General features: G+C 60.0%; 7 protein-coding genes. 2 read left to right on the top strand and 5 right to left on the bottom strand.

Going from position 1 to position 11811, the window contains the following annotated elements; all coding sequences use genetic code 11:
• Positions 1-37 precede the first annotated feature (37 nt).
• The gene (locus tag ACFSR7_RS29655) at positions 38-241 is read right to left on the bottom strand and encodes a hypothetical protein (protein WP_378120222.1); all 204 of its coding nucleotides are present in this window, start codon (positions 239-241) and stop codon (positions 38-40) included.
• A gap of 79 nt (positions 242-320) precedes the next feature.
• A complete protein-coding gene (locus ACFSR7_RS29650; RefSeq protein WP_378167878.1) occupies positions 321-1310 on the bottom strand; it encodes a diaminopimelate dehydrogenase in 990 nt (329 codons plus the stop codon).
• Between the two features lie 205 nt (positions 1311-1515).
• On the opposite strand from ACFSR7_RS29650, the gene ACFSR7_RS29645 reads away from it, so the two are divergent.
• A complete protein-coding gene (locus tag ACFSR7_RS29645; protein ID WP_378120218.1) occupies positions 1516-1701 on the top strand; it encodes a hypothetical protein in 186 nt (61 codons plus the stop codon).
• Positions 1702-1805: 104 nt separating this feature from the next.
• Here the strand turns inward: ACFSR7_RS29645 and ACFSR7_RS29640 are convergent, their stop codons facing one another.
• Positions 1806-6020: a fibronectin type III domain-containing protein gene (locus tag ACFSR7_RS29640; protein WP_378167876.1), complete on the bottom strand. Its 4215-nt coding sequence runs from the start codon at positions 6018-6020 to the stop codon at positions 1806-1808.
• A gap of 283 nt (positions 6021-6303) precedes the next feature.
• Here ACFSR7_RS29640 and ACFSR7_RS29635 point away from each other — a divergent pair, with 283 nt between their 5' ends.
• Complete coding sequence (locus ACFSR7_RS29635) at positions 6304-7209, top strand: VanZ family protein (RefSeq protein WP_378167874.1); 906 nt, start codon at positions 6304-6306, stop codon at positions 7207-7209.
• 89 nt (positions 7210-7298) lie between these two features.
• Here ACFSR7_RS29635 and ACFSR7_RS29630 read toward each other — a convergent pair whose 3' ends face one another.
• Positions 7299-9896 carry a glycoside hydrolase family 2 protein gene (locus ACFSR7_RS29630; RefSeq protein WP_378167872.1) on the bottom strand — a complete coding sequence of 866 codons (2598 nt, stop codon included), beginning with the start codon at positions 9894-9896 and terminating at the stop codon, positions 7299-7301.
• Positions 9897-9908: 12 nt separating this feature from the next.
• Complete coding sequence (locus ACFSR7_RS29625; protein WP_378168202.1) at positions 9909-11810, bottom strand: DUF2961 domain-containing protein; 1902 nt, start codon at positions 11808-11810, stop codon at positions 9909-9911.
• Between the last annotated feature and the right edge of the window lies 1 nt (position 11811).

Genomic DNA, 11811 nt, shown 5'->3' with positions numbered 1-11811 from the left:
AAAAGGCCGCGCAAAGCGCGGCCTGAATGAACAAGGTCTATCGATTCAACGCATAGATCAGCACTGCAACGATCACAATCGTACACACGACGTAGATCCAGCTCAGGTTCGCCCATTTCTTGCCCGTCTGCTGGAAATAGGCCGGGTTGCCTTCCCTGTTCGTCCTCGATTGCCCGATCGCGATCGTCGCCGCAAAGCCGACGACCATCACGACGACAACCAGAATAATCGGTAGTATCATATCCGCTCTCCATTATTCGCAAGTTGCCATCATTATAGCAAATTCGGCTTCTTGCCGCTAAGTAGACGAAGCCAGCCGATTACAGCAAGCGTTCGCGCAGCGCTTCTGCCGAATGCGGGGACAGATGTCCGAGCGGAATGTCAAAGACGGTTTTCGCGCCGGTTGCGCCTTCTTGCGACAGCCGTACCGCCGCCCGCGCGTAGGCGACCAGCACGCTCGCGGTGAACTCGGGATTGCTGCCCAGCTTGAGGCCGAATTCGATCAATTGCTGCGTGCCTTCTCCCGTCACGCCGCTGCGGAGGACAAACCCGCCGTGCGGCATGCCGCTATGCTCCGCCTGCAGCTGCTCTTCGGTAATAAACTCGACCGTCGTATCGTATTCGGAAAAGTAGTTCGGCATCTCTTTGATCTCACGTTCGATGGCGGCTGTATCCGCGCCCTGCTCGGCGACGACGTAGCACAGACGTTCATGCTTTTCCCGCGTCGTCAGCTCCGGGTTTTCTCCGCTGCGTACGCTGGCGATCGCGCGTTCGACCGGAATCGTGTACTGGACGCCCGCTTTGACGCCGGCTACGCGCCTGATCGCATCCGAGTGACCTTGGCTCACGCCTTTACCCCAGAACGTATATTCCTTGCCCTGCGGCAGGATCGACTCCGCCAGCAGGCGGTTCATCGAGAACAGCCCCGGGTCCCAGCCGGTAGAAATGACGCTTACATTGCCGCCCTGACGCGCCGCTTCGTCGACCGCGCGGTAAAATTCGGGAATTTTCGCATGCGTGTCGAAGCTGTCTACCGTATTGAACCGGGCGGCTACCAGCGGCGTCTGCTCCGGCAGATCCGTTGCCGAGCCTCCGCACAGAATCATGACGTCGACCTCTCCCCGGAAGCGTTCAATATCCGAGATCGATTCGAATCGCGCATTCACGTTCGTATCCGCACTCATCCGGGCCGCGTCGCGCCGCGTGAAAATCGCGATGAGCTCCATATCCTCATTTTGACCGATTGCCTTATGTACGCCGCGGCCCAAATTACCGTAGCCGACGATTCCGATCCTGATTTTGGACGACATAATCGTTTCCCCCTTAGCGAATATCGACAAAATTATAACTCACATGCGATGTAACTTGCAAAGTTTGATTTTCCAACCCTTGACGCTGACATCATTGTTTCATGACTTCGTCAGTTCGATTGCCGCGCGATTGTGGACAAGCTATAATTTTGTGCTATGATGAGACGAAGATCCCTCAACACAACTTGAATAGGAGAGATCAAGCTTGATCCAACTAAAGGAATTCCTCGATACCGAATATTCGCTCGCGGAAAAAAGAGCCAATGAATTTTTGGCCGGCCTGGAAGAAGAACAAGTCGTCAACGTTTTGTACGGTTCATATGCCAAGTCCCAGACGCAAGGCGTCGTCCATCAACGGGCTTCGATCCTTATCGTGTACAAAACAAAATAATCTCGGCCCCGGACGCTTAACCGGCTGCGCCGAGCGCCGGACCGATACGAACGACAGCCTTGGGCGATTTCCGCTCCAAGGCTGTTTTCTATTTATGCGTCCTTTTACAGATGCTGGAGGTGCAGCACGACCATGCTCTTCTTCGGTACCGTGTACGACGTGATGGCGGACGTTCCCGTCTCGTTTGTCGTCGTCACGGTAATCGGCCGGCTGGTCGCGGTGTCGGTCGACTCCAGCGTATCGGCCGTGAGCACCGTCTTTTTGACGAGCTTGTAGCTGCCGCCGTCGAACGTCAGGCTGAGCGGCCGTTCGATATCCGGATCGCGGTTGACGATGACGAGGTTGATCCCCCCGCTTGCGGTCGTCATGGCGTTGACGGAGATCGTCGACGACGCGTTGTCGGGATTCGTCAGGTCGCCGGATATGCTCGTCTGGACGACGTTCGCGCCGAGCGACTCGCCTTCCACTTTCATCAGATCGCGCAGGCCGGTCGCATACAGCGTGTCGCCGGTCGCTTCGTTCAACACGCCCCAAGGGCTGCCGACCAGCACGTGCAAGGCCATCAGCGACACTTCCGGACGTTTGTACATGCGGTTGATAAACTCGGCCACGCCGAGCGTGCCGTTCAGGTCATGCGTCCGGTAAGCGTACGTGGCGTAATTGGCAGGCTCCCCGTCTCCGAGCGGCCATACGCCGTGCTCCGAGATATAAATCTGAATGTGATGCGCCGGATTCAGATTGGCGGAGCTGCTCTCCCAAGCGGCGATATCGTCGCGAAGCGAATTCAAATATTTTTCGATCTCGCTCGGCGGCAAGCCGTAATAGTAAGGGTGGAACGTAATATAGTCGATGTCGTTGCCCATTTGCGCAAGGATCGCGTTGTGCCAGTCGCGCCAGTTGCCCGTCGGGCCGCCGTACTTCGACCCCCAAGGTCCCGTGACAGCGAGCGCCGCGAACTTCGCGTTTGGATCGACGCGCTTCACTTCGCGTATGATGTCCTTGCTCTTTTGAATATAAGTATTGATCGGAAAACGGGAGCTTTGGTCCAGCTCGTTGCCCAGCTCGTAGGTCGCGATCTGAACCGGGTCCGTGTGTCCGAGATCGATGCGTTTCTGCGCCCAGTTCGTGCCGCCGTTCGGATCGTGGACGCCGTCGCCGGTCAGAAATTCGGCCAGATCGGCCTGGTCCATCGCGGTCTCCTTGAGCATATTGAACGTCCAGGTGATCTTGCGGTTCGCATCGAGCGTCTTCGTGGAATTCAGCCATTCCATGATGCCGTACCGCTGCTTGCCCGTGTTGCCTCCGTATACGCTCGGAAATGCGGTACGTTCCTCGAGCGTGCCGATCGTATACTTCCACCGCATCGCCATCGAATCCGTGCCGGCGACGCGCATGAGTCCGGCAGGCACGCCCTGCATCAAATCATAGAAAGCTTGCTTGACCGTCGTGGAAGTGGTCGAATCGATCAGCATATCTTGCGACGACAGCCAATCCGTATTATAGCCGAGCAGCTGGTTCGTCGCCGCGCGGATCGTCTGCGTCTCATGCACGGCCAGGCTGGCGGCGAGGCTCGCGGGCTTCGCCGTCGTGAGCGAGGCCGCCGGGCCGCCGATCGTCCAACGCCCGCCCGCGTCGCCGGCTTCGATCTTGAACGTATAAACGGTATTGTATTGGAGACCGGTTACCGCATAAGTACTGACCGCGCCGGTCGTGAACGTGACGGTCTGACCCGACGCGCTCGTGCCGGTAATTTTATATTGCGTGACGGCCGCGTCGTCGGTCGCGCCGCTCCAAGCGAGCGTGGCGCCGCTGCTCGTCACGCTGCCGGCGACGACGTGCAGCTCGCCCGACGCGCTCCAGATCGGATCTTGCGAGGACGAAGTCGCGATCGAAGCGGTCAGATCGGACGACGTATAGTTGCCGCTGGCATCCTTCGCCCGCACCGTAATCGCGTAGGTCGTCCCCGTCGTCAGACCCGTCAGCGCGATGCTCGTTCCTGCTTGGAGACCCTGCGAGGTCCCGTTCACCTTGACTTCGTAAGTGATGCCGCTTACGTTGTCCGTCGCCGCAGGCCAGCTGAGCTTGAGCGTGCCCGTGCCTTTGGCGTCGGTCTTGATCGCGGCCCCTGAAGGCCATGTCGGCGCGACGCTCTCCGGCTGGAACTGGATGTTTGCCGTCGCGGTTTTCAAACCGTAGGTGGCCTGCACGGTGACGGTGCCGCCGGTGGCCGCGCCTGTGTAGACGAGTTTGCCGTTCGTGACGGTCGCGCTGCCGGAAGTCACTTGCCAGGCGATCGGGCCCGTAGAAGGGACCGTGCCAGACAGCGAGCCGGCATAAGACGCGCCGACGTTCAACGCGTCCGCAAGGGATACCGACTGACCGACCGAATATGTGCTGGTGCTCGGCGTCAGCGTGATCGCGGTCGGCGCTCTCGTGAACGTGAAGTCGTCGACGTAGAGCGTTCCGGATACCGTCCCCGTTCCGAGCGTGCGACGCTCGATGAGCACCCGCACTTCATAGGCGTTCGGGTTGATCGCGAGCGTGCCTTTATACTGCGTCCAATCCTGCGTCGCAGGCAAGTTCGAGGCGACTTGCGTAATGACCGGATATTGCTGTCCGACGATGAATTGCTGCAGCGAGACGTTCGGCTTGTTGCTCGCGGACGTATTTTGGTCCGTTAGTTGGTCCGTCTTGACCCAAAAATCGTAGTAATACGTATCGCCCGGATTCACCGGCAAATATTGGTCGTAGCCCAGAAAGGCATCCGTGCCCGTAAAGGCGAATTTGAAGGCGCCGGTGCCGCCGTGCTTCACTTGAGACTGCGCACTCACAGCGATCGATCCTAAGTTGCGGTTCCAGCTGCCGTCGTAGTCCATCCCGCCGTTGTTGGACATATTTTCCGCGGGCGAGCGGGTCTTGATCGTCACGGACGGACCGTCCGTGGACGTGCCGGCAGCGGTCGTCGCCTCGACCTTATACACGTAGGTCGTCGACGGCGTCAAGCCGTTCAGCAGCATAAAGGTCCGCGTATTGGCAGCGGTGGTGACCTGCGTGCCGTTCTGATAAATTTTATACTGCGTGACATCGGCCGGCACGGCGGCCGCGCTCCAATTCAGAACGACGCCGGCGTCCGTGCTGCTCGCCGACATACCTTTGTCTACGGTCCAAACGCTGGGTACCGTCGGCGCCGTCAGATCTTTGGACGGTCCGTTCGTGCTCCATTGGTTGGCTTGGTCGCCCGCCTCGATTTTAATTCGGTAAGAGGTGCCGGGCGTCACCGTCAGATCCGCCGATGCCGTCTGCACGGTTTGTTCGACGCGGCCGTTCACGTACACTTTATAGTTCGTGACGGCGATGTTATCGCTCGCGCCGCTCCATGCGAGATGAAGCGTGGACGGCGTCGGATAAGTTTCGTTGACCGCGCCGCTCGTCCAGGTCGGCGCCGTGCTGTCGTTCGGATTGAATGTAACGTTTACAGTCGCGTCCCTGCCCAGATAAGAAGCTTTTAGCGTCACCTGGCCGCCATACGCCGTACCCGTATACGCGACCTGTCCGCCGCTGATCGTCGCCGATCCGCTTTGCACGCTCCACTCGAGGTGAGGATCGCTGGCTGCGACGGCCGTCGGACTGCCGCTATAAACGGCCGCGGCCGCGATCGTCGACAGATTCAGCGTCCCTGGCGCCGTTCCGCTGCCCGAAGGCGTCAACGTGATCGAATCGGGCTGCTTGGCGAGGAAGGCGTCGTCGTAATAAACGGTACCCGCCACCGATCCGGCCGTGTTGAAGCGCCCGATCAAGAACAACAGCTTGTTCGCGCCCGCAGGCGAAGCGAATGAACCGCTCAGTTTCGTCCAGTCCTGATTGGACGTGCCGTACTGGATGCCGCCCGGCTGCGAGACGAACGTATTGTTGTTGTACGCCGAGATCTTCATGCCCGGATAATAAGAGCTCGCTTGGCCCGTCGGCGTAAGACTGTCCGTCTTCATCCACACCTCGAAGTAATAGTTCGTGCCCGGCGTTACGGCCGGCGTATTGTTGTTAAAGTACTGCAGCTCCGCATTGCCGTTAAGGACCGCTTTGAACGCGTAATTGCCGCTGCGCTTGACCGCCGATTGCACCGAGATGGTCGAAAAGCTGTTGTTGAAAAAACCCCAGTTGTACCAATTGCCGCTCTCGAAGCCGGGATCGACCAGCAAATTGTCGTTAGGCGCCGTCGCGTGCGCGACATGGCGGCCCAGCGGCGCGAGCAGCGACGCGAGCATGGCCAAAACGATTAATACGGCCCAACGTTTGTCGATCGCCTTGCGGTTCAAAATCATGATTCACCTCTCCTTTTCGAATGGTGATGCCGTTCGTGTGGCTCGGTGTCGCGCGAAGACCCGTGCCGGGGCGCGCCCCGTCCTTCGCGCCTTGATAAGCGTCCTACCGCCTCCTTCTATTCGGGGGTGGAATCGATTACAGTATAGGAGACGCGCCGGTCCCTTTTATAGGAGACATTTTTGCTGTCATTGCTCAATTTTGATATCGTATGAATACGTATCTGTTTTGCAAGCCCTCATTATCCAAAAGATGTTTAATTAGGTTTTATTAAGGAGATCTCCTTTGAAGAAGAACAGCAGGAGAATCGTCGCTATAGCTGCCGTGCTGTACGCCGTGATCATTTTGTATTTTATGTTTATCGCTTTTAACAGGGCGGGCCGCGCGGACGGCGATTGGGATTATACGTTTATGTTCGTGCCGGAGACGGTACCTCTGCGGTTTCCCGAGCCGACTTTTATGTGGCTGTTCAGCTTTGGAAACGTCGCCGCGTTTATCCCCTTCGGCGTGATGATTCCTTATTTATTCCGATGGTCGTTTAAGAGATTTGTCATTAGCTTTATTGCGGCGATTACGCTTCTGGAGACGCTCCAGGCGCTGACGCGACTCGGATCGTTCGACGTGGACGACATCATTTCCAACACTTTGGGTGCCTGCATCGGTTATGCCGCCTGGCGGATCGGTTCCGCATCCGGACGCCCGGCACGCAGATGGGCGGCAGCGCTCCTAAGCTCGGTTGCGCTGCTCGTCGGCCTCATGCTCATATCGGAAGGATGGGATGCGGCGATCAAAAAGAAAGAGGGAACGTTTCAAGCCTTGAACGTCCCTGAAAAAACCGATGCCCCCGCAGCCGGCAGCCTGTCCTCATTTACTGTAGGCGGAGAGTCCGTAGCGCCTCAGTACAATACTTACGTCGCCAGTTCTATATCAAGCTATACGTTGAAGCCGGGGCATTTGAAAAACGTACGTTTTTACGCCAATTACGGGATTCCGGATCGCTCGGCGCATGAAGGGCGCGTGTCCATCTTCGCTGACGGCGCGCTGTTCGCCGAGTTCAGCGGAGAATACGTCTCCGGCATCGAAACGATCATCGTCCCCTTCAAACGGATCGACGAGCTTCGGATCGTCGTAGAAGGGAACGCGGTGCTGTGGGACGTCGGCTATCGCAAAATGGAGCATTGGTGGGAATAACGCGCCAGCGGGGAAACTTCATTAAACCGCTGAAAGGCTGTCGAGACTTGCGCTCGACAGCCTGCTTTTTGCGTATATGGCTTCCGGGGTCAGGCATTCCAAGCACGAACGGCAATGCTGCGCGTGTCGTTCACGTCGACAAGGCGCGTCTCCCCGGCGTCGAGCCAGAAAAAGTTGTCGGCGCAGATCAAATGCGCCGTCGGCCCGTCGATGTCCCGATGCGCTTCGCTCTTGCGGTACAGCTCGACGCCGACGGCCGGCAGCTCGCCGGTATTTTTCACGGCGATTCGCGTCTCATCGATAGTCTCCAGCCTAAGCGCCGTCCGCGGCAGATGCCCGAGCGCGCCCTGCCGCGCGTCGAAGTTGAACCAGTAAAACGTCCGGTGCAGCATGCCGTCGCCGTCGGACAGCTCGGATACGACGAGCAGCGGCGCTTCCTCGACGGAGCGCCCGGCGACCGCGACTTGGCCGACCTGCTTTACGCGATCGAACGCCCCCTCGCCTTCGAACGCATCGGACGACTGCAGTTCCAATGTCGACCCATACAAGCGAACCGTCGCCTTCCAGCCGCCGCTCAGCCTGCCGTTATCGTCGAAGACGAAGACGGGGAGCGTCTGCGGCTCCTCGGGGCTGTTCAGCTTTGAAAAAAGAACGCTCGCCATCGTCGGCGCGAAGGCATCCTGGGTGAAATAGTGCGACAGCTTCGGCACGCCGTACCAATCGACCGTCGCCCAGGACATGCCGATATAGACGTCGTTCAGCTTGTAGGTGATCACGCCGATCTCGTGCGGCCAGCGGCTGCGCGCATGCTCGATCTTGTGGCGGAGCGAAGTGGCCTGCGCGAGCTGCGTGCCGAGGACGAACGCCTCCATACCGTCGCAGCGGACGAACGATTCCGCGTATTCGGTCAGGATCCGGCAGTCGCCGCGCGTATCGAAAGCGGGCAGATGACGATAAAAACTGCGCCCCTCGGGCTGCGGCCATTGTTCGAGTTCGCCGGCCGGCATGAAGCGGCGCATCGATTCCATATTCGGCGCCGAAGCGAGTCCGAATTCGCCGATCAGCACGCTGTCCAGATTCGCGTAATAATCGAAGCTGTACGCGGGCGTCCAGCCCTTCCAGACGATATGGCTGTGCATGCTCCCGCCCCATGGATCGGTCAGGTGAAAAGGACGGGTCCCGTCGAGCTCGGCGGCCAGCCTGCCCATCATGTCCATGACCGGGCTGTCCAGGCCTTTGCCGATCTCGTTGCCTCCCGCCCACATGACGAGCGAGGGATGATTCCGAAGACGCGGCGTGTTGATCCGCACCGTCTCCTCGAGCGCGTCCGCCGGCTGTTGATCATGGCTTCCCCAGCAGGTGGGCCACTCCTGCATGACCATCAAGCCCTTGCGGTCGCACAGGTCGTAGAAGTCGTCGGTCTCCGGCATGCCTCCGCCCCAGGCGCGCAGCAGCTGGACATGCTGCGCCGCGGCCAGCGAAAGGAAATGATCGTACCGCTCCCGAGTGAAATCCATGAGCGCATCCAGCGTGCACCAGCCGGTTCCCTTGGCGAACGTCGGCCTGCCGTTCACGATAAACGTCCAATTGTAGGCCTCCGGCCGCTCGCCGCCGGGCAGCGGGCCCATCTCGATCGAGCGGATGCCGAACGTCGTCTCCTTGCGGTCCGGCATAGCTCCGTCATCGGGCGAAAACGACAGACTCAGCTTATATAGGGGCTGTTCGCCCATATCGACAGGCCACCACAGGCGCGGGTCGGGCACGGCGACCTCCAGATGCAGTCCGCCGGCATCCCGCGCGGCATCGGCGCGAAGCGCGAACGCATACGTCTCGCCCTCGAAGTTGTCCGGCGCGATCTCGCCGCGCAGCAATCCCGACCAGTCTTCGCTGTGGCCGGCGAACTCCACCGCGATATCCACGATTCCGGCATGCGCCCGGTCCGCAGAGGTCGCGGCGACGAACGGCCGGCCGATCGACACGGCCGGCAGCGCATCGATCCGAACCGATCGCCAGATGCCGACCGCGGGGAGGTCGACGTAATGCCATCCGTAGTTGCAGTTGAACACGACGGAAGCATGCCAGGCCGTCCACTCGTTGCCGAGCGGCGCGGGCAGCACCTTGACGACCAGTTCGTTGCCCGTGTCCAGCAGCGAGACGCCCTGAAAGCCGGGTCCGCCGAAAGCGCCGTTGTGATCGCCGAGCCGGACGCCGTTCAGCCAGGCCTCGCAGCCGGGAGACACGCCCTCGAACGTCAGCGTTGACCCATCGCCTAAGATCGGCCAGCCCGGCGCGTCGAACTTGCGCCGGTACCACCAAGTTTTATGGCTGTAAGCTTTGGCGATTGCCGCGTTCTCGCCGAAGGAAGGATCCGGCAGCACGCCCGCCTCCACGAGCGCGGCGTGAATGCTGCCGGGGACGGTCGCAGCAATCGCATCGTGCCAAGCGCCGGACAGCCGCGCTTCCGGATCGCCCCCCTCCGCCAGCTCCCATCGGCCGTCCAGCAGGAGGGCAGGCGGCGCCTCCGGCATTTCCGGCGCCGTCTCCCCTGTTCGGAGCTCGACCTGACGCGTCAACCGATCGAATGGCGAAGGTCCCGGCGCGAACCTTTGGCGTTCGAGCGCATCCAGGCTCGTCGAAGTGGTAGTATCCCGATCGTTAACGCCATTAACGTTTGATATCCGCTCCATGCTCATCCGCCCTTATACCAACGAATAGATCCAGTAATAAAATTCGTTCCACGTGCGCGACTCGCCCTCCTGGACGAATTCGATGCGGATGCCAAGATCGGTCTTGCCCGCCGTGTATTTGGCCGGAATCTCGAACTCGTCCTCGAGCCACCGCTTGTAGGGATTGCGATCCGCAAAGTACCAGCTGCGCTCTTCGACCAAGACGCCGTCGACGTATACGTTCGCCCGTTGCCGTCCCGTGATTTGGTCGGATCTTCTGCGAAGCCGGACGCCGATATTGTCCGGATCGACCGCGACTCTGAATTCGGAATGTCCGCAGAACTCGTTGCCCCGGTCGCGCAGCGTCGTTCGGGCGCCGTCCTCGTAGCCGCTGTCCAGCTCGTAGCTGCCGGCCCCGCCTTTCATGCTGTACCAGTGATACGTTTGCGAATCGTGATTGCCGACGTCGATCTCGTCCGTGAGCGCCATGCCTGGCGCGTCCACCCCGTAATAAAAAAGAATACCGGAATGCTTGAGGTATTGGTTGTTCGCGCCTCCGGCCTCGATGCCGAAGACGAGCTCGGTACGGAACGGGTAAAAATCGCCGGCGCACAGCCGGACCATCGACCATGGGCTGTCCTTCAATCCGTCGTAGCCGCTCGAAGGATTGACTTCGGGGGGCGTCGGGAAGCCCCACCCGTAGCATACGTAGCTCTCGGACCCGTCGCTCTCGACCTGCGGCGTCCGGATGCCGTCGATGTGGACGCGCACGTCGCCCTCGCAGCTGATGATGCCTGCCCTCCAGGCATGCGCCGTCACGATGGCCGCGACCATGTGGCCTCTGCCTTCGATGCGGCCGATGACGCTGTCCGCCAGATGCGTAGCTTTGGAGGCGCGGTATCCGGACGTCCGGAAATATCCGGTACCGCCTTCGGGATATTGCGCGTTATTCTCGTCGGTCCGTCGAATCTCCCATCTCGGCAGCTCGACGCTCCGCTTGCCCTTGTTGATCAGTTCGACCCGCGCGCTTCGCCAATACGGCATCGGAAAGTAATTGTACAGGACGCCGTCCGTCCGCGTGCCGTGCGACAGCACGCCGATCGCGTTGTATCCGAGTTCGTTGCCGAAAAAGGCGCCAAGCGGACTCTCTACGTCCGGCGTGGCATGATCGTCCCAGGTAGCCCGGATCCATACCTCGTGAAGCCAGTCCGGCCTGACTAAGCCGGACACGGCAGGCGCGTCGGCCAGGATCGAGACGATGCTGCCTTGGCCCGTTATATCGAGAAGCAGCGCCGCTTGGCCGGGTTCGAGCGTCACGTTGCGGATCGTCGCAACCTCCGTGTCGACCTGCGGCTTCGGATCCTCGCCAACGCGATTCCAGATGGCCAGGAGCCGGTCGAACGATTCCTGGCCGGTATAGGTCTCGATGCCGTCCGCCGTCGAATACGCATGGTAGTTGACGTGCCCCCAGCCGCCTTCCCCTTTTTCGAACCCTTTCAGCTGCAGATCGGTCGTGATTTTGCAGGACCGCGCATACGGCATGGGCACGAAGCTACGCACGACGCGGATCGGTCCCCGCCCCTCGTCTTCGGGCCCCATATAGGCGTCTGCGAGCGGCGTCACGAAGGGATGCTTGCGTCCGAACTCCGAATGCTTGATCGTAAATCGCGGCTCGCTCTCGCCGTCGAAGTAAAAGCGAAAGGTCGGTTCCGGGCTGTCCGGGTACCGGTGCTGGACGAAATTATAAATGCATCCGGGGCCGTCGACGTCGAAGATGACGTATTCCGTCCCGTCCTTGTAAAGCAGCCAATCCCAGTCCCAGTTAAAGCCTTTCTTGTCGATGCTGCCTTCATAGTGCACCTGCACGCCGTCTCTCAGCAAAGGCAGCAGGTCGAACCGCTCCAAATTTTCCAATCCGATGGGCGGTTGCTTCATG

This window comes from Cohnella sp. GCM10020058 (assembly GCF_042683485.1).
Taxonomy (GTDB): domain Bacteria; phylum Bacillota; class Bacilli; order Paenibacillales; family Paenibacillaceae; genus Cohnella.
The sequence above is the reverse complement of the archived record's forward strand: the minus strand, read 5'-3'. Positions and strand labels throughout refer to the sequence as shown.

Excerpts from the sequence above, each read along its gene's own strand:
- ACFSR7_RS29625 (WP_378168202.1), bottom strand. The coding sequence starts at position 11,810 with ATGAAGCAACCGCCCATCGGATTGGAAAATTTGGAGCGGTTCGACCTG.
- ACFSR7_RS29650 (WP_378167878.1), bottom strand. The coding sequence starts at position 1,310 with ATGTCGTCCAAAATCAGGATCGGAATCGTCGGCTACGGTAATTTGGGC.
- ACFSR7_RS29655 (WP_378120222.1), bottom strand. The coding sequence starts at position 241 with ATGATACTACCGATTATTCTGGTTGTCGTCGTGATGGTCGTCGGCTTT.
- ACFSR7_RS29640 (WP_378167876.1), bottom strand. The coding sequence starts at position 6,020 with ATGATTTTGAACCGCAAGGCGATCGACAAACGTTGGGCCGTATTAATC.
- ACFSR7_RS29630 (WP_378167872.1), bottom strand. The coding sequence starts at position 9,896 with ATGGAGCGGATATCAAACGTTAATGGCGTTAACGATCGGGATACTACC.